Source organism: Amycolatopsis sp. NPDC045836 (assembly GCF_056431745.1).
The window spans coordinates 459,391-477,693 of the sequence record NZ_JBWKKF010000002.1 but is presented as its reverse complement, the minus strand read 5'-3'; the positions used below and the strand labels follow the sequence as shown (position 1 = coordinate 477,693).

The following is an 18,303-nucleotide window of genomic DNA, read 5'->3' as shown; positions in this document are numbered from 1 at the left end:
CGTGGAGTCCTCAGCGTTTTGCGGAAAAAGGGGGACAACGGTGACCGGAAATCGTGCGCTCGTCGTCGCGGCCGACGCGGTCGTGCTCGACGAAGTACTGCGCCTCGCCGCGGTCGCGAATTGTGAAACCGAGTGCGTACCGGATCTGTTCGCCGCCAGGGCGCGCTGGCGGGAAGCGCCGCTGGTGCTGGTCGACGAAGCCGCCGTCACCGATGGCGAACCGGTGGAGCTGCCACGGCGCGACGGGGTGCTGGTGGTGTGCAAGGGGCCGCCCGCTCCCGGCACCTGGCAGCGCGCCTTCGCCGTCGGCGCGCGGCAGGTGCACTCCCTGCCCGACGACGAATCCGCTGTGCTGAAGGCTTTCGCCGAAATCGTCGAGGGCCCCGCCAGGCCCGGCGGACGCGTGCTCGCGGTGGTCGGCGGCCGCGGTGGCGCGGGCGCGTCCGTGCTCGCCGCCGGCGTCGCCACCACCGCCGCGGCCGCCGGTGAACACACCCTGCTGATCGACTGCGATCCACTGGGCGGCGGCCTGGACGTCCTGTTCGGCGCCGAAACCCGGGATTGCCTGCGCTGGCCCGGGTTGCGCGTGGATTCCGGGCGAATCCTGTTGTCCGCTTTGGAAAGTGCCTTACCACATCGGAACCACGGCCCCGGCCGCCTGCATTTCCTGTCCGCCGACCCGACAGCCCCGGCCCCCAGCGGCGAGGCCATCGCCGGCGTGGTCGACGCGGCCCGCCGAGCCGGCCGCCTCGTCGTCTGCGACCTGCCCCGCCACCTCGACGGCGGCTCCACCGAAGCCGCCGCCCGCGCGGACCTGGTGCTCGTGGTCGTGCCGCCGGAGGTGCGCGCCTGCTCAGCCGCCAAGCGCGTGGTCACCCAACTCCACAGAACCGGCGCCGCCGACGTCCGCCTCGTCGTCCGGGGCCCAGCCCCCGCCGGCCTGACGGCCTCCCACGTCGCCTCCGCCGTCGAAGTCCCCGTACTGGCCGAACTGCACTCGGAACGCCGCCTGGCCCAAGCCATCGAACACGGCCACTTCCACCCCAAACCCGGCGGTCCCCTGTCCACCGTGGCCACCACCGCCCTGGCCACCCTCACCCCCCGCGCGGAGCCCACCCCATGACCCACTCCACCCCAACCACCACCCCCACGGCGGCTGTCATCACCCCTGCCACCGCCTCGGCTGCCAACCCTCCCATCACCTTGGCTGCCACCCCCGCCGCCGCTTCGGCTGCCACCCCTGCCGCCGCCAACCCTCCCATCGCCTTGGCTGCCACCCCTGCCGCCGCCAACCTTCCCATCGCCTTGGCTGCCACCCCTGCCGCCGCCGGGGCTGCCGCCACTACCCCTGCTGCCGCCGGGGCCGCCATCCACCCAGCCGCCGCTGGGGCTGCCGCCACTACCCCTGCTATCGCCAGGGCTGCCATCCACCCAGCCGCCGCCGGGGCTGCCACTAGCCCTGCCGCCGCTGGGGCTGCCACCCACCCTGCCGCCGCTGGAGTTGCCACCCACCCTGCCGCCGCCGGGACCGCCATCACCCCTGCCATCGTCACCTCGGCTGCCCCATCCACCTGCGCTGCTGCCACCTCGGCCCCTACCACCAGCGCTGCCCCTAACACCACCGCTGCTGCCGCCACGACCACCGCTGCTGCCACAACCACCAGTGCTGCCAACACCACCAAGGTTGCCGCGACCGCCGCTGCCACAACCTCGGCTGCGCCCACCCCTGCCCGCACCAAGTTTGCCGCGACCGCCGCTGCCACCGCCCCTGCCACCGCCGTGGCTGCCACTACCCCTGCCGCCGTCACCTCGGCTGCCCCTACCACCTGCGCTGCCAGCACTACTACCGCTGCAGCTGCCACCACTACCAGTGCTCCCAACACCAACGTCGCCGCGACCGCCGCGACCACCCATCCGGCTGTCCCCAACGCTGCTGCCACCAACTCTGCCGCCCCACTGAACCGGCACTGTCCACACCACACCCCCCACCGCGCCAACCTGCTCCCGAGCCCACCGAATCCGCTCCGATCGACCGCAGCACCAATGGCGCTCTCCAACCCAGTCCCAGGAGCCGCGGTCGAACCGAAGCGCCTCACCGCCGAAATCCGGACTCCCGCACCACCAGTTCAACAGCGCAAAGCCACCCAGCCCCACTTCGCCACCAGCACACCGCAGGGAAGCACCCGCAAGCCCGCCCACCCGAGCGCGAAACCACCCTTGCTCTCCGCAAGCAAACCCCAGTTCCCACTGGAACGATCCCCGAAGGCAGGCCCCGCCGAGCCCCCGCCGGCACTCGTGAACCCCACAGCCGATCGCCCGCCCCAACCCTCACCACCCCTCGCGGCAAGAACACGAGCCGTCACCGCCGAACTCCTCTTCGGACACCTCAAGACCGCCGCCCCAATCCCACCCTGCCCCCACTCGCCCCCAGCCCACCGCGGGCGAAAGCACCTCAGTCTCATCCGGACCCCGGGAGCCGCCGCATGACCACCGACCTGGTCGACCGGGTGCGCAGGCGCCTGGCCCGCGAAGGCACCGGCCCCATCACCCTCGCCCAAGCTGTACGTGCGGAGGCCGGCGGGATCGCCGGGCACGACGAGTTGCTGGAGACCCTCCGCCTCGTCCGGCACGAATTCATCGGCGCCGGGCCGCTCGAGCCGCTGCTCGACGACCCCGCTGTGACCGACGTCCTGGTCACCGCACCCACCCAAGTCTGGGTCGACGGTGCCGAAGGGCTCCGGCGAGCCGACATCACGTTCGCCGACGAGGACGCGGTTCGCCGGCTCGCGCAACGCCTGGCGTTGGCGGCGGGCAGGCGGCTCGACGACGCCCAGCCGTTCGTCGACGGCTGGTTGCCCGGTGCCGGACCGCACGGCCGCGTCCGCCTCCACGCGGTCCTCCCGCCGCTGGCCCCGGACGGGACCTGCCTGTCCCTCCGGGTGCTGCGCCCGGCGGTGCACGACCTCGCCGAACTACAGCGGCTCGGCACCTTCGGCGCGACCGGCGCCGCCGTGCTCCGCGCGGTCATCTCCGCGCGACTGGCCTTTTTGGTCACCGGCGGCACCGGCGCGGGCAAGAGCACCCTGCTCTCCGCCCTGCTCGGCACGGTGCCGCCCGCCGAACGGATCGTCTGCGTCGAGGACGCCGGCGAACTCCAGCCCTCGCACCCCCAGTTCGTCCGGCTCGTCGCCCGTCCGCCCAACGTGGAGGGTGCCGGTGAGGTCACCCTGCGTGACCTGATCCGCCAAGCCCTGCGCATGCGACCGGACAGGCTGGTCGTCGGCGAGGTCCGCGGGCGTGAGGTGTGCGAGCTGCTCGCCGCATTGAACACCGGCCACGAGGGTGGCGCGGGCACCCTGCACGCCAATTCACCGGCGGAGGTCCCGGCGCGGCTGGAGGCGCTGGCGGCGCTCGGCGGACTCTCCCGCGATGCCGTCCACAGCCAGGTCGCCGCGGCGATCCGCGTGGTGCTGCACATGGTCCGCGAGCCGGGAAACTCCCGACGGCTCACCGAAATCGCGGTGGTCCGCCGGGGTGGCGACGGCTTGCAGGTGCGGACAGCCTGGCGAAACGGCAGCTGGACCGAGCACGGTCCCGTCCTGCGTGCCCTCTTACCCGGAGGTGCGCGATGCTGACGCTCATCCTCCTGCTCACCGCGGCTGCACTGCTCACCTGGCCCGGCCGCGCCCCTGAACGACGGCTGCTCAGAAGAACAGCGAAATGCTGGGAATTCGGCGATCGGTGGCGATTGCTCGCCTTGGTCGTCGGCGGGGTGCTCGCGTTGGTGGCGGCATTTCTGGTGCTCGGCCCGGCGGGTCCGGTCGTGGCATTGTTGCTCGCCGCCGCCGGTCGGTATTTCTGGAACGCCGCGGCAGCCAACCGGGCCCGGATAACGGCGGCCGAAGGCATGGCCGAAGCCATGCGCACCATGGCCGCCGAACTCGACGCGGGTGCCCCGCCGAATGCCGCCGCGGAGGCCGCGGCGGTGGATTCACCACCGGCGATCGCGGCGGCGGTGAGAACCGTGTCCGGCGCGGTTCAGTTCGGCGAAACGCCGCCGCGGGAAATGCCCGGACTGCCCGAAGGCGCCGTCGAGCAGCTCGCCCGGTGCTGGGTGCTGGCCCAGCGGCACGGCCTGCCGATGGCGGGTGTGCTGGGTGCTGTCCGGCGGGACCTCGACAGCGGTGTGCGGTTCGCCAAGCGCGCGCAGGCCGCGATGGCGGGGCCGAGGGCCAGTGCACTGGTGCTCGCCCTGGTGCCGGTGCTCGGCATCGGGCTGGCGGAGGCGATCGACGCGCGGCCGTTGCACGTCATGGCGAGCACCGGGTTCGGCCAGCTGGTCTTCGTCGCCGGTGGGTGCCTGCTCGCCGCGGGCATCGCCTGGACGGCCCGGCTGACCAGGGTGCCGTCGTGACCGCGCTCGCGGTGGCCTTGTTCGCCGGCGCCGGGGCGATCGCGCTCTGGCCGAGCCGCTCACGGTTGCTGCCACGGCCCCGGTGGCTGCTGCGAACCGACCCATCCCGGCTGCCGCCGCGAATCGAACGTTCCCAAGTGCTGCCAGGGCCCCGACGGCCCCGGTTGCTGCCGCGAACCGAACGGCCCCGGGGGCTGCGAACTGAACGGTCCCCGCAGCCACGGACCGAACGGACCCGGATCCGATGGCCACGGCTGCTGCCCGAGCTGGTCGCGGTCGGTGTCGCGACGGCGTTCGCCGGGGTGCCGGGCACGGTGCTGGTGGTGGTCCTCGTGCTGGTCGCCCGATTCGCCGCCGGGCGGCCGCGGGCGCCGTCCGCCGCGGACTCCCGGCGGCTCGCGACCGGGTGGGACCTGCTCGCCGCGGCGTTGCGCGCCGGGTTGCCGGTGCCGGTCGCGATCCGGGCGGTGGCCGCCGGTGCGCCCGCCGAGGTGGCCAGCACGCTGCGGTCGACAGCCGACCTGCTCGCCCTGGGTGCCGACCCCGCCGAAGCCTGGGCCGGGGCCGGCGCCTGTGCCGACACCGCGGAACTGGCACGCGCGGCCCGTCGCACGGCCCGGTCCGGCTCGGCGCTGGCCGAGGTGGCGGCGGGGCTGGCCGAACGGGTCCGGTCGGCCGTGGCTGACCGGGCCGAGGCCAGGGCCCAACGGGCGGGCGTGCTCGTCACCGGTCCGCTCGGCCTCTGCTTCCTGCCGGCCTTCCTCTGCTGGGGCGTGCTGCCCGCGCTCTACGGCCTGGCCGCTCAACTGACCTGAAAGGAAACCACCATGACCCTGACCAAGGTGCTCGGCGGATCGGACGCCGGTTCCTCGACCGTCGAATACGTCGTCGTGCTGCTGGTCGCCGTCTCGTTCGGGCTGGTGCTGCTCGACCTGGTCACCGGCGGACCGGTGTCCGGGCTGCTGGCCCAGCTCGTCGCGGATTCCATGGAGCTGCCCCATGACGGGCCGTGACCGCGGGGCGGTGACCGTGGAGGCCGCCGTCTCCATCGGTGCGCTGACCGCCTTCTTCCTGCTGCTCGTCGGCGGTCTGGTGGCGATGACCGACCAGCTCCGCTGCGCCGACGCGGCCAGGGAGGCGGCACGGCTGGTGGCCCGCGGCCAGCCGGAGTCGGTGGAGCGGGCGGTCCGCGAGATCGGGCCCGCCGGAGCGGAGTACGCGGTGCGGCCGGAGGGCGGTGCGGTCACCGTCGAGGTGGCGGCGGGCGCCAAGCTGCTGCCTGGGCTCCGGCTCACCGGGCACGCCTACGCGGTGTACGAACCGGAGGTGGCCGATGCGCCGGGGTGACCGCGGCATGGCCACCGTCTGGGCGGCGTTCGTGGTCGCCGGGCTGGTCCTGGTGGTCACCGCGCTCTACGGTTTCGGCGCGGTGGTGCTTACCAGGCAGCGGGCGGCGGCAGCCGCCGACCTGGCCGCGCTGGCCGCCGCCGGAGCCGCTGTGGACGGGGCCGAGACCGCCTGCGCGAAGGCCGGGCAGGTGGCCGGGGAAATGCGCGTCGAGCTGGCCGGATGCCGGCTCGAGCAGTGGGACGCGCTGGTCGAGACCCGGGTCGCGCTGCCCGGGCCGCTGGGCCGGTTCCCGGCCGCGTCGGGCCGGGCGCGGGCCGGTCCGGTGGACGGCTCACCTTGAGGGCTGCGACGAACGGCAGCGGTGAACGGTCCCACTGCTCGCGCGTACGGCCGAGCGGTCCCGGAGGCCACGAGCAACGGTCGGCCAGGCGCGGTGAGCGGTATCACGTTTAGTTGCGGATGCGTGTCGCTGTGTGCTTCCGCGACGGTGTCCGGTTCGCGAAAACCGTTGGTATAGCGAGGAAATGTCCGCTTCAGGTGAACAGCGGGCGACGCGGGGATCGCGATTCGTGCGATCTTCGGTGCGCCGGTGGCCGGTACTGCTGTTCGTCGTCCCATTCGAACCGGCCGTCGCGCCGGGACTTCCGGCCTTCTGCAAGTTGCCGTTTATTTGAGTGCAGAGCCGCTCACGCGGTTGAAGCAGCTAGGAGAGCAGGCAGGGATGTTGGACACAGACTGGTCGGATTGCTGGCGCGGTGCCTTCCGCATCGAACTGCGCGCCGAAGCCATCGGACTCGCCGGGCGCGGCTGGCCGGTGCTGCCGGGCACCTACCCGGCGGTGGGGGAGTCGGACCAGGCCGGGGCGGACCCCGACTGGCAGACCCCGGTTCCGGTGCACCAGAACTGGCGTGACGAGGTCGGTGCCCACCCGCACCGGGTCGCCGCCTGGTGGACCGAGGCGCCGTACAGCCTCCTGGTCGCCACCGGCACCGTGGTCGACGCGGTCGAGGTGGACGATGAGCTGGGCCGCCGCGCCGCCTGCCTGCTCCGCGCGCTCGGCCAGCCCGCGCCGATCGTGGCGATGCCGAACGGCCGCTGGCTGTTCCTCACCACCGCCTCGGCCACCGGGTGCCCCGCCGGCCTGCAGGGCCGCGAGTCGGTCCGCTACCACGGCGTGGACAGCTGGATCCCGCTCCCGCCGACCCCGTTCCAGCACGGTGTCGTGCACTGGCGGGTCAAGCCCGAGGTCTGGGGCTGGCGACTGCCGGACGCGGCGGTCGTGCACGACGTGCTCTCCCGCGCGCTCGACGGCGCGCGTGCTCAGTTGGCCGTCGCCGGACCGTCGGCGGCCTGATCGACCCCGTGACCACGCGGGACCTCGTGACGACCAACAGCCCCTAGCACGAGATCCAGCACGGTCACCGCCCCCGCCTTGTCCAGTGGTTCGTTCCCATTCCCGCACTTGGGCGACTGAACACAGGACGGGCACCCAGCCGGGCACTCGCAGGAGACGATCGCCTCCCGCGTAGCGGCCAGCCACGGGACCAACGCGGCAAAACCGCGATCGGCGAATCCCGCACCCCCGGGATGGCCATCGTGCACGAACACCGTCGCCTCCCCGGTGTCAGCGTGCAGCGCGGTTGACACACCGCCGATGTCCCAGCGGTCGCACGTAGCGAACAGCGGTAGCAGGCCGATCGCCGCGTGCTCGGCGGCGTGCAGGGCGCCGGGGATTCGCGCCGACTCGACCCCGGCGCGACCCGGCGCCCTGCCGACAACTTCCCGGTCCCCACCGGTGAGCAGGGCGTCGTCGATGGTGTACCAGACGGCCCGTGTGCGCAGCACCTGCTCCGGCAGGTCCAGCGCGACCTGGTCGAGCACCGCGCCCGACGGCAGGCGGCGCAGGTAACCGACCACCTGCGAGGTCACCGCCACGTCACCGAGGCAGACGGTCACCCCGTCGAACTCCCGCCGCTCGTGCGTTTCCAGCACCGCGATGTCCACCACCTCCCGCGCGGAGGTGCTCCACTCCGGTTCCTCCGCGTGCACCATCGCCAGGCCGGTTTCGAGGTCCAGTTCGTCGACCACGTACGACGAACCCTGGTGCAGGTAGAGCGCGCCGGGGTGCACGGTGTGGCAGGCCGAGCCGGGGTCGACGGTGCCGAGCAGGCGGCCGGTGTCGCCCTCCACCACGGCGATCGGCTCGCCGTCGGAACCGCGGATGTCCACCTGGTGCTGCGGCCGGTCCCGCGAGGTCCAGTACCAGCCGCTCGACCGGCGCCGGAGCACGCGGTCGGCGACCAGCGCGTCGAGCACCTCGCGGGCCGCGTCGCCGCCGAAGGTGTCCAGGTCGGCGGTGGTCAACGGGATCTCGGCGGCGGCGCAGGCCAGTTGCGGCGCCAGCACGTACGGGTTGCCCGGGTCGAGCACGGCGGTTTCCACCGGGCGCTCCAGGACCGCGGCCGGGTGGTGCACGAGGTAGGTGTCGAGCGGGTCGTCCCGGGCGACGAAGACCACCAGCGCCTGGTCACCCGATCGCCCGGCGCGCCCGGCCTGCTGCCAGAACGAGGCGAGCGTGCCGGGATAACCGGCCAGCACCACGGCGTCCAGGCCGGCGATGTCGACGCCCAGTTCGAGCGCGTTCGTGGTGGCGACGCCGAGCAGTTCACCGGAGAGCAGAGCCTTCTCCAGCGCCCGGCGCTCCTCCGGCAGGTAGCCCGCGCGATAGGCGGCCACCTTCTCCGGCAGCAGCGGATCGACTTCGGCGAGGATGCGGCGGGCGCCGAGCGAAGTCAGTTCCGCGCCACGGCGGGAACGCACAAAAGCGAGCGACCGCGCGCCTTCGACGACCATTTCGGCGAGGATGCGCGAAGTCTCGGCACCGGCCGAGCGGCGGACCGGCGCCCCGTTCTCGCCTGCCAGTTCGTCGAGCAGCGGCGGCTCCCACAACGCGATCGTGCGGGCACCACGCGGCGAAGCGTCCTCGGTGACCGGCACGCAGTCCAGCCCGGTGAGCCGCCCGGCGAATTCGGCGGGCTCGGCGGTGGTCGCCGAAGCGAGCACAAATACCGGCGAGGCGCCGTAGTACCGCGCGACCCGTTGCAGGCGGCGCAACAACAACGCCACGTGCGAGCCGAAGACACCGCGATAGGTGTGGCACTCGTCGACCACCACGTACGCCAGCTTCCGGAAGAACCGGGACCAGCGGCCGTGCGCGGAGAGGATGCCGCGGTGCAGCATGTCCGGATTGCTGAACACCCAGCGCGCGTGCGCCCGGACCCAGTCGCGTTCGACCATCGGGGTGTCGCCGTCGAACGACGCCGCCCGCACCCCCGGAACGTCCAAAGAGGACACCGTGCGGAGCTGGTCGGCGCCGAGCGCCTTGGTCGGCGCCAGGTACAGCGCGCACGCCTTCTCGTCGGCGGTCAGCGCGGAGAGCACCGGCAACTGGTAGGAAAGCGACTTCCCGGACGCCGTGCCGGTGGCGATGACCACGTGCCTGCCGGACCACGCCGCGTCGGCCGCTTCGAGCTGGTGCGCCCACGGCCGCTCGACGCCCGCCTCGGCGAACCGGCCGGTGACCGCTTCGGGTGCCCAGGACGGCCAGTCGCCGTAGCCGGGCGGGCGGGCCGGTAGCTCGGCCACGTGCGTGACCGGGTTCTTCTCGGCCGGGAGGCCCGCGGTGAGCCGGGCGAGCAGGTGTCGCCCTCGGTCACCGCTCGTCGCTGGTCGCACCCGACGAGCTTCGCACAGCACCCCGACGGTCTGCCGAAGAGCGTTGCGGGGCAACAAGACCGGTTAAGTGATCAAGCTCACGGCCTTCACGGAGCGTGTTGTCGCCGGGACGCCTTGCCGACGCCGGACGCAGTACCAATACACTCCGGCAAACCACACCACTTGTGGTGTAGATCCCATGTCGGCGCCGACGGGGCTCCCATCGAGCCTGGTCGCGCCGATGACAGGCGACATTTCCAGGAGGACGAATGTCCCGGCAGTTCCTCGCGGAGGGCCCAGTGCTCTCCGGAGGTGACTACAGCATCGTGGCTGTGGTCGCCGTGGTCGCCCTTGCTGCACTGGTCGTTGGCTATTTCCTGCTCAAGGAGGTGCTGGCCGCCGGCCAGGGCACCGAGAAGATGCAGGAGATCGCCAAGGCGGTGCAGGAAGGCGCGGCCGCCTACCTCAAGCGCCAGCGCAACACGCTCGCCGTCTTCGGCGTGGTCGTGTTCCTGCTGCTGTTCGCGTTGCCGGCGGAGGACTGGAACGAACGCATCGGGCGCTCGATCTTCTTCCTCGTCGGTGCGGGGTTCTCGTTCGCGATCGGCTACCTCGGCATGTGGCTCGCCACGCAGGCGAACCTGAGGGTCGCGGCGGCGTCGCGCGAGGACGGCGGCAGGGAGAAGGCCATGCGCGTGGCCTTCCGCACCGGTGGTGCGGTCGGCATGGCGACGGTCGGCCTCGGCCTGCTCGGTGCCGCGGTGGTCGTGCTGGTGTACGCGGGCCAGGCGCCGAAGGTGCTCGAAGGTTTCGGCTTCGGTGCCGCGTTGATCGCCATGTTCATGCGGGTCGGCGGCGGCATCTTCACCAAGGCCGCCGACGTGGGCGCGGACCTGGTCGGCAAGGTGGAGCAGAACATCCCCGAGGACGACCCCCGCAACGCCGCCACCATCGCCGACAACGTCGGTGACAACGTGGGCGACTGCGCCGGTATGGCCGCGGACCTGTTCGAGTCCTACGCGGTGACCCTGGTCGCCGCGCTCATCCTCGGCAGCGTCGCCTTCGGCGTGGACGGGCTGCTGTTCCCGCTCATCGTGCCGGCCATCGGCGTGATCACCGCGGTGATCGGGGTCTACATCACCAAGGCGAAGGTCGGCGAGAGCGGGCTGACCACGATCAACAAGGCGTTCTACATCTCCGCGGTGATCTCCGCGGTGCTCTCCACCATCGCCGCGTTCGTCTTCCTGCCCGGCAGCTTCGCCGACTTCGGCGCCGAGTTCGCCGCCACCACCGGCAACCCCGCGGTGATCGCCACCATCTCGGTGATCATCGGCATCGTGCTGGCCGGCATCATCCTGTGGCTGACCGGCTACTTCACCGGCACCGAGTACAAGCCGGTCAAGGACGTCGGCAAGACCTCGGAAACCGGTCCGGCGACGGTCATCCTGTCCGGCCTGTCGGTCGGGTTCGAGTCGGCCGTCTACACCGCCATCGTGATCGGCGGCGCGGTGTTCGGCGCCTACCTGCTCGGTGGCTCGGTCGCGCTGTTCGCGGTCGCGCTGGCCGGTACCGGCCTGCTGACCACCGTCGGCGTCATCGTCGCGATGGACACCTTCGGCCCGGTTTCGGACAACGCGCAGGGCATCGCGGAGATGTCCGGTGACGTGGACGAGAAGGCCGCCGGCATCCTCACCGAGCTGGACGCGGTCGGCAACACCACCAAGGCGATCACCAAGGGCATCGCGATCGCCACCGCGGTGCTCGCGGCGACCGCGTTGTTCGGCTCGTACCAGGACTCGATCCGCCAGGCGCTGGAAGGCGTCTCCGGGGCGAGCGCCGACGCGATGAAGTGGTTCGTCAGCGACATCGTCAGCCCGAACGCGCTGGTCGGCGTGCTGATCGGCGCCGCGGTGGTGTTCCTGTTCTCCGGTCTGGCCATCAACGCGGTCTCCCGCGCGGCCGGTGCGGTGGTCTACGAGGTGCGCCGCCAGTTCCGCGACATCCCCGGGATCATGGAGGGCACCACCCGGCCCGAGTACGGCCGCGTGGTCGACATCGTCACCCGCGACTCGCTGCGGGAACTGGCCACGCCGGGGCTGCTCGCGGTGTTCGCGCCGATCGCCGTCGGCTTCGGCCTCGGCACCGGTGCGCTGGCCGGCTACCTGGGTGGCGCCATCGCCACCGGCACGCTGATGGCGGTGTTCCTGGCCAACTCCGGTGGTGCGTGGGACAACGCGAAGAAGCTGGTCGAGGACGGGCACCACGGCGGCAAGGGTTCCGAGGCGCACGCCGCGACCGTCATCGGTGACACCGTCGGTGACCCGTTCAAGGACACCGCCGGTCCGGCGATCAACCCGCTGATCAAGGTGATGAACCTGGTGTCGCTGCTGATCGCGCCCGCGGTCGTGCAGTTCTCCATCGGCGAGCAGGCGTCGGTGGGCATCCGGGTGGCCATCTCGCTGGTCGCGGTGGCGATCATCGTGGTGGCGATCGTGGTGTCGAAGCGGCGGAGCACCTCCATCGCCGACACCCCGGCGGAAGCGGAGCCGGCGAAGGCTTCCTGACCGCAGGCGAATCACGGGCCCGCCCGCACCACCTGGTGCGGGCGGGCCCTTTGCGTGCGGGGCGCGGCGGAGCAACGCGGTGGGCCGAACGGAGTACGCTCGGCGCCTTCGTCTGCTTACCCCCGAGCTAAGGAGCACAGATGAGGCAGAAGGCTTCGCGCCTCGCCACCGCCGCCGCCGGACTCGGGCTGGTCCTCTCGCTGACCGCCTGCGGTGGCGGCGACCAGCCGGCGGAGAACGCGGCCGCGCCCACGACACCGACGGCTGCCGCGTCCCAGCCCCCGTCCTCCGCGGCGGCGGCCGACGGGGGCGCCGGTGCCTGGGTCAACGACTTCTGCGGTGCGCTGGGCCCGCTGGCCGACCTCGGTGAGCTGAAACCGCCGGAGCTGCAGCCCGGTGACGTGGCCGGGGCCCGCAGCGCGGTGAGCGACTTCCTCGGCAAGATCGAGGGCAGCCTCGGCCCGGTGGTCGACGACCTGCAGCAGCTCGCCCCGGCGCCGATGCCCGCCGGTGAGGATGCCAGGGCGTCGGTGCTGGAGCTGTTCAAGCCGGTGCGCGACGAGGCCAAGGCGGCGAAGGAGAAGCTGGACGCGGCGTCCGCCACCGACGCCGGTGCGGTGCGGGAGGCGGCGACCAGCCTGCAGAACGTGGGCAAGGGGTTGCAGAAGGCCAGCACCCAGATGGCCGATGCGAAGGGCACCGCCGAGGTCGAGGCCGCGGGCAAGGGCCAGCCGAAGTGCCAGGAGCTCAACAACAGCTGACCGTGCACCGGGGGCTCGGTTGGGCAGAAATTTGCCAACCGGGCCCCCAATGGGTAACGATCACTCCTGTGCGCTGTACCGTCGGACACGGCGTTGCCCCCGGTGTCACAGGAGGTGTAGGCGTTGCGGCCCCGGATGGGTGTTCTCGCCGCGGTGGTGGTGGGTGTTGGTGTGCTGCTGGGTGCCTGCGGGCAACCCGCCGGCGGGAACGGCACGGGGGCGCGGGTCGAACCCGGTGCGCAACCGCGGTCCGCGGCGGGGGGTGACGCGGCGGTGAACTGGGCCAACCAGTACTGCGGTGCGGTGGTCGGCCTGCTGGAGACGGTGGCGGACATGCCGAGGGTGGATCCGACCAGCCCCCAGACCGCCGCCAGCACGACCAGCGACATGCTCGGCACGCTGGTCGGTGGCCTGGACCGGACCCTGCTCAACCTCAACGGCCTGGCGGCTTCGCCCGCGCCGGGTGCCGACGAGGCCAAACGAGCGGCGATCGACAACTACACCGGCATCCGTGAGCGCGTGCAGCAGGCCAAGCAGCAGCTGGACAGCGCCGGACCGGGCACCGCGGACGGCCGGGCGGCGATCAGCGAGGCGGGCGACGCGCTCGACCAGGTCGCCAGCACCGACCTGCTCAGCGGCCTCTCCGCGACCCCGGCCCTGGCGGACGCGAGCCGTCAGGCCCCCACGTGCAGCTCGCTCACCGACGAAGGCGGCAGCGCCCCCAGCCTGGCCACCCCACCGCCCCCAACGGCGTGATTCCGCCCTGCCTCCGGCAGGGCGGCGAGGTCGCTTTTGAGCCGGCCCCGCGGTGGTGCAGCGGACCGCGGCGTGACCGAGTGTGGCTATTCAACTTCGAACGAGTGTTCTAGGATGCCGTCGTGCGGCAGATCTCGTTCTTCTCCGTGGAAGCGAGAGGGCCCCGGCTGTCCGACCTCGCCGGGGTGCTCTGCGCGCCCGGCCGGGCGACGGCGTTCGGCCGCACGGCGGCGCGGTTGCAGGTGGTCGTCGAGCAGTCGTGGCGGGCCAGGTTGCTGGCCGCCGAGCTGGCCTGGCGCGGCGTCCGGGTCACGCTGACCACGGCCGAATGCGGTAGCCCGCTGGTCCGCACGGCCTTCCAGGTGGACCTGCTGCCGCTGGCCGGCGCCTGGCTGGACGAGGGCGAGAAGGTGGTCCCGCCCGGTTTCCGGCTGGACGGCGGCATGTTGCGCCTGTGGGCCCTCGCCGCCGGGCGCAACGAGCCGCGTGGGTACTTCTTCCCGTTCGACCCGGGGGCCCCGCGAACGCACGCGCCGCTGACCGCCGCGCTGGCGGCGGCCGGGGTGCCGGGGCCGGTGGTCGGCCCGCGTGGGGGCGGGCCCGCGGTGCGGGTGTCCGGCAGGCGCCGCCTGGACACGCTCACCGAGCTGATCGGGGAACCGCCGCCCGGCGCCGAAGCGCTGTGGCCGGGCGGCGAGCCCGAGGCCGAGCCCTGCGCCCGGTCCGCTATGGCCTGAGCAGCGACAACGACGGCTTGGCCAGCTCGCAGCCCGGCCTGGCCAGGTCGATCCGGCTGCCCTCGGCCAGGCACGCCGGGATCTGGTGCGTCTGCTGCCCGTAGTTGGTGCCCCGGCGCACGGTCACGTTGCCCTGCTCGTCCACCTCGCACGGGTTGTTCATGGTGCACTGCTTGCCCGACTCGTTGCCGGTGTTGTTCACCCCGACGACCTTGCCGCCCGCGTCCACGATCGGTGCGCCCGAAGTGCCACCGATCGTGTCGCACTCGGGCGTGTACCGGATGGAGTCCTGCCAGGTCCAGTCCGCTTCCTTCAACCGGTGCACGAACCCGTCGACCGAACAGCGGTAGATCTTCTGCCAGTAGCCGGAAACCACGTTGATCGGGGTGCCCGCGCTGGTGCGGCCCGCCAGCTCCAGCGCGGAGATCCCGTAGGACTGCTCTATCTGGGTGTAACTGACGCCGAGCCGGTAGAGCGCGACGTCGGTGCCGGTCATGGTGGCGTATTCGAGCCGGTTGGCCCGCAGTTCGCCGACCGAGCTGCTGCCGTCCGCCGAGAGCAGGGAGAACGATCGCGTGGACGGCCGGTCGACGAGCACCTCGCCGGCCCCCGGCATGCCTTCTTCCAGGCAGTGGCCGTTGGTCAGGACCAGGGCGGGATCGCTCGCGGCCGCGGTGGCGGTCTTCACCACCGAGCCCGAGCAGTTCGACAACGCGACCGCGCCGGCGAAGTCGACGGCCGGGGCCGCCGCCGCGGGCAGCGCGCTGACCAGGGCCAAGGCCGCGGTCGTGGTGAAGGTGGCGCCCAGCAGGCGTCGGATCATGGTTGGCGGTCCTTCCGGGGTGGACGGGGGCGTCAACGCAGAGGGTAGGCGATCGATTACGCAGGGGCCGATGGATATTCCGGTGGACGATGTGTGTTAGGTCTGGAAAGGGAAACGTCATCGGCCCGGCCGCCGATGCGGTGGACGTGCGGTTACCGGCGTGTTGCGCCACCTGTGCGGACACGATCGGGCGGCGACGTGCACACTGGCGGGTCGAACAGGCGTCGCGGTGACAGGCGACGAGGGATGAGTGGAGAGCGGAACAGCGTGGCTGGATCGACACGGACGAAGAAGACTGCGGGCAGCGGTGGCTCCGCGGGCGGCCGGGCGACGGGCCGCGGCGCCGGGAGCAACGGTGCCGTGCGGCGCCTGGTGATCGTCGAGTCCCCGACCAAGGCCCGCAAGATCGCGCCCTACCTCGGCGGTGGTTACGTCGTGGAGTCCTCGGTCGGGCACATCCGTGACCTCCCGCGCGGTGCCGCCGACGTGCCCGCCCAGTACAAGGGCGAGTCGTGGGCCCGCCTCGGCGTGGACGTGGACAACGACTTCAAGGCGCTCTACGTGGTCACCCCGGACAAGAAGTCCAAGGTGACCGAGTTGAAGGGCCTGCTCAAGGACGTCGACGAGCTCTACCTCGCCACGGACCCCGACCGCGAGGGCGAGGCCATCGCCTGGCACCTGCTGGAAACCCTCAAGCCCAAGGTGCCGGTCCGCCGGATGGTCTTCCACGAGGTCACCGAGCAGGCCATCCGCGCCGCCGCGGACAGCACCCGCGAACTGGACGGCGACCTGGTCGACGCCCAGGAGACCCGCCGCATCCTGGACCGGCTCTACGGCTACGAGGTCTCACCCGTGCTGTGGAAGAAGGTCATGCCGAAGCTGTCGGCCGGCCGCGTGCAGTCGGTGGCCACCCGGATCGTGGTCGAGCGCGAGCGCGAGCGGATGCGCTTCAAGTCGGCGTCGTACTGGGACATCTCCGCGACCATGGACGCCGGCCCGGACGCCTCGCCGCAGACCTTCCCGGCCCGCCTGCTCTCGGTGGACGGCTCGCGCCTGGCCACCGGGCGTGACTTCGGCCCGGACGGGCAGCTGAAGGCGAACTCCGCCGACGTGCGCATCCTCGACGAGGCCGGGGCGAACCAGCTCGCGCGGGCGCTGCACGACCAGGCGTTCTCCGTCTCCAGCGTGGAGGAGAAGCCGTACACCCGGCGGCCGTACGCGCCGTTCATGACCTCGACGCTGCAGCAGGAGGCCGGGCGCAAGCTGCGGTTCTCCTCGGAGCGCACCATGCGCACCGCCCAGCGGCTGTACGAGAACGGCTACATCACCTACATGCGCACCGACTCCACCACGTTGTCGGACACCGCGATCCAAGCCGCCCGCAGCCAGGCCGAGCAGCTCTACGGCCGGGACCACGTGGCAGACAAGCCGCGGCAGTACACGCGGAAGGTGAAGAACGCGCAGGAGGCCCACGAGGCGATCCGGCCCGCCGGTGAGGTGTTCCGCACCCCGGGACAGGTCGCCGCCGAGCTGGAGGCCGACGAGTACCGGCTGTACGAGCTGATCTGGCAGCGCACCATCGCCTCGCAGATGGCCGACGCCAAGGGCACCACGATCTCGGTCCGGATCACCGGCAACGCGACCTCCGGCGAGGAGTGCGTGTTCTCCGCGTCCGGCCGCACGATCACCTTCGCCGGTTTCCTCAAGGCCTACGTCGAGGCCGTCGACACCGAGACCGGTGGCGAGGCCGACGACAAGCAGAGCCGCCTGCCGCAGCTGGTCAAGGACCAGCCGCTGACCGCGACCGAGCTGAGCCCGGACGGCCACACCACCTCGCCGCCCGCGCGCTACTCGGAGCCGAGCCTGGTCAGCAAGCTGGAGGAACTGGGCATCGGCCGCCCGTCCACCTACGCCTCGATCATCAAGACCATCCAGGACCGCGGGTACGTCTGGAAGAAGGGCTCCGCGCTGGTGCCCTCGTGGGTGGCGTTCGCGGTGATCGGCCTGATGGAGCGGCACTTCGAGCGGCTGGTCGACTACGACTTCACCGCCGGCATGGAGGACGAGCTCGACCGCATCGCCGCCGGTGACGAGCAGCGCACGCAGTGGCTGTCGAAGTTCTACTTCGGCGGCGACATGGGCGTGGACGGTTCGATCGGCCGCCTCGGCGGGCTGAAGAAGCTGGTCGAGGGCAGCGTCGAGGACATCGACGCGCGGGAGATCAACTCGATCCCGCTGTTCAGCGACGACGAGGGCCGGACCGTGGTGGTCCGCGTCGGCCGGTACGGGCCGTACCTGGAGCGCGAGGTCGACGGCGAGTCGCAGCGGGCGAACCTGCCCGAGGACCTGCCGCCGGACGAGCTGACCGCGCAGATCGCCGAGAAGCTGTTCGCCACCCCGCAGGAGGGCCGGTCGCTGGGCACCGACCCGGTCAGCGGGCACGAGATCGTGGCCAAGGAGGGGCGCTTCGGGCCGTACGTGACCGAGGTGCTGCCCGAGCCGGAGCCGCTGCCCGAGGGCGCGACGGCGGCGCAGAAGAAGGCCGCCAAGGCGAAGCAGCCGAAGCCGCGCACCGGCTCGCTGTTCAAGTCGATGTCGATCGAGACGATGACCCTGCAGGACGCGCTCAAGCTGCTGTCGCTGCCGCGGGTGGTCGGCAAGGACCCGGAGTCCGGGGACGAGATCACCGCGCAGAACGGGCGCTACGGGCCCTACCTGAAGAAGGGCACCGACTCGCGGTCGCTGGAGACCGAGGAGCAGCTGTTCTCCATCACGCTCGAAGAGGCGCTGAAGATCTATTCGGAGCCGAAGCGCCGGGGACGGCAGGCCGCGGCGAAGCCGCCGCTCAAGGAGCTGGGCGAGGACCCGGTGTCGAAGAAGCCGATGGTGGTCAAGGACGGCCGGTTCGGCCCGTACGTCACCGATGGCGAGTACAACGCGACCCTGCGCAAGACGGACAGCATCGAGTCGCTGACCGCCGAGCGGGCCTCGGAACTGCTCGCCGAGAAGCGGGCGAAGGGCCCGGCGCCGAAGAAGAAGGCGCCGGCCAAGCGCAAGGCACCGGCCAAGAGCACCGCGACCAAGGCGAAGTCCACGGCCAAGTCCAAGAGCTGAGAGTAACCGGGGAACGTCGTCCATTGAGCGGATTCGCCCTGCTCGTTCGTGGATACCCTGGAGGGTGACC

General features: G+C 71.9%; 16 protein-coding genes. 13 read left to right on the top strand and 3 right to left on the bottom strand.

All coding sequences use genetic code 11. The features are described 5' to 3' along the window. Positions 1–40 precede the first annotated feature (40 nt). Positions 41–1,123 carry a septum site-determining protein Ssd gene (ssd, locus tag AC07EG_RS05095; protein ID WP_478251709.1) on the top strand — a complete coding sequence of 361 codons (1,083 nt, stop codon included), beginning with the start codon at positions 41–43 and terminating at the stop codon, positions 1,121–1,123. Here the strand turns inward: ssd and AC07EG_RS05090 are convergent. Continuing rightward, positions 1,095–1,910 (bottom strand): hypothetical protein, encoded by an 816-nt coding sequence (locus AC07EG_RS05090; protein ID WP_478251708.1) that lies wholly within the window; start codon positions 1,908–1,910, stop codon positions 1,095–1,097. The two genes, ssd and AC07EG_RS05090, sit on opposite strands and share 29 nt — an antisense overlap. A gap of 573 nt (positions 1,911–2,483) precedes the next feature. On the opposite strand from AC07EG_RS05090, the gene AC07EG_RS05085 reads away from it, so the two are divergent. The 7 genes from AC07EG_RS05085 (at position 2,484) to AC07EG_RS05055 (ending at position 7,118) form a co-directional block, all read left to right on the top strand. After that, positions 2,484–3,635, top strand: a complete 1,152-nt coding sequence (locus AC07EG_RS05085) for a TadA family conjugal transfer-associated ATPase (protein ID WP_478251707.1) — start codon at positions 2,484–2,486, stop codon at positions 3,633–3,635. Then, positions 3,629–4,414, top strand: coding sequence for a type II secretion system F family protein (locus AC07EG_RS05080; protein ID WP_478251706.1), 786 nt, complete (start codon positions 3,629–3,631; stop codon positions 4,412–4,414). The genes AC07EG_RS05085 and AC07EG_RS05080 overlap by 7 nt, the downstream gene beginning before the upstream one ends. Before the next feature lie 314 nt (positions 4,415–4,728). Further along, positions 4,729–5,229, top strand: a complete 501-nt coding sequence (locus tag AC07EG_RS05075; RefSeq protein ID WP_478251705.1) for a type II secretion system F family protein — start codon at positions 4,729–4,731, stop codon at positions 5,227–5,229. 12 nt (positions 5,230–5,241) lie between these two features. Continuing rightward, positions 5,242–5,427 carry a DUF4244 domain-containing protein gene (locus AC07EG_RS05070; protein WP_478251704.1) on the top strand — a complete coding sequence of 62 codons (186 nt, stop codon included), beginning with the start codon at positions 5,242–5,244 and terminating at the stop codon, positions 5,425–5,427. Next, positions 5,414–5,761 carry a TadE family type IV pilus minor pilin gene (locus AC07EG_RS05065; protein WP_478251703.1) on the top strand — a complete coding sequence of 116 codons (348 nt, stop codon included), beginning with the start codon at positions 5,414–5,416 and terminating at the stop codon, positions 5,759–5,761. Before AC07EG_RS05070 ends, AC07EG_RS05065 begins: the two co-directional genes overlap by 14 nt. Beyond that, positions 5,748–6,104 carry an Rv3654c family TadE-like protein gene (locus AC07EG_RS05060; protein WP_478251702.1) on the top strand — a complete coding sequence of 119 codons (357 nt, stop codon included), beginning with the start codon at positions 5,748–5,750 and terminating at the stop codon, positions 6,102–6,104. Before AC07EG_RS05065 ends, AC07EG_RS05060 begins: the two co-directional genes overlap by 14 nt. A 381-nt stretch (positions 6,105–6,485) precedes the next feature. Next, positions 6,486–7,118, top strand: coding sequence for a bifunctional DNA primase/polymerase (locus AC07EG_RS05055; protein ID WP_478251701.1), 633 nt, complete (start codon positions 6,486–6,488; stop codon positions 7,116–7,118). Here the strand turns inward: AC07EG_RS05055 and AC07EG_RS05050 are convergent. Continuing rightward, entirely contained in the window at positions 7,085–9,499 is a 2,415-nt protein-coding gene (locus AC07EG_RS05050; RefSeq protein ID WP_478251700.1) for a DEAD/DEAH box helicase, read from the bottom strand. The genes AC07EG_RS05055 and AC07EG_RS05050 overlap by 34 nt on opposite strands. 248 nt (positions 9,500–9,747) lie before the next feature. Between AC07EG_RS05050 and AC07EG_RS05045 the strand changes: the two genes are divergently transcribed. From AC07EG_RS05045 to AC07EG_RS05030, 4 genes are all read left to right on the top strand, one after another. Next, positions 9,748–12,042: a sodium-translocating pyrophosphatase gene (locus tag AC07EG_RS05045; RefSeq protein ID WP_478251699.1), complete on the top strand. Its 2,295-nt coding sequence runs from the start codon at positions 9,748–9,750 to the stop codon at positions 12,040–12,042. A 140-nt stretch (positions 12,043–12,182) separates the two neighbouring features. Then, complete coding sequence (locus tag AC07EG_RS05040; protein WP_478251698.1) at positions 12,183–12,803, top strand: hypothetical protein; 621 nt, start codon at positions 12,183–12,185, stop codon at positions 12,801–12,803. 123 nt (positions 12,804–12,926) lie between these two features. Further along, a complete protein-coding gene (locus AC07EG_RS05035) occupies positions 12,927–13,559 on the top strand; it encodes a hypothetical protein (RefSeq protein WP_478251697.1) in 633 nt (210 codons plus the stop codon). Positions 13,560–13,681: 122 nt separating this feature from the next. Further along, positions 13,682–14,296 carry a hypothetical protein gene (locus tag AC07EG_RS05030; protein WP_478251696.1) on the top strand — a complete coding sequence of 205 codons (615 nt, stop codon included), beginning with the start codon at positions 13,682–13,684 and terminating at the stop codon, positions 14,294–14,296. Here the strand turns inward: AC07EG_RS05030 and AC07EG_RS05025 are convergent. After that, positions 14,286–15,119, bottom strand: coding sequence for a S1 family peptidase (locus tag AC07EG_RS05025; RefSeq protein WP_478251695.1), 834 nt, complete (start codon positions 15,117–15,119; stop codon positions 14,286–14,288). The genes AC07EG_RS05030 and AC07EG_RS05025 overlap by 11 nt on opposite strands. 246 nt (positions 15,120–15,365) lie before the next feature. Between AC07EG_RS05025 and topA the strand changes: the two genes are divergently transcribed. Next, on the top strand, positions 15,366–18,233 hold the full coding sequence (gene topA, locus AC07EG_RS05020; protein ID WP_478251694.1) for a type I DNA topoisomerase: 2,868 nt from the start codon (positions 15,366–15,368) through the stop codon (positions 18,231–18,233). Positions 18,234–18,303 lie beyond the last annotated feature (70 nt).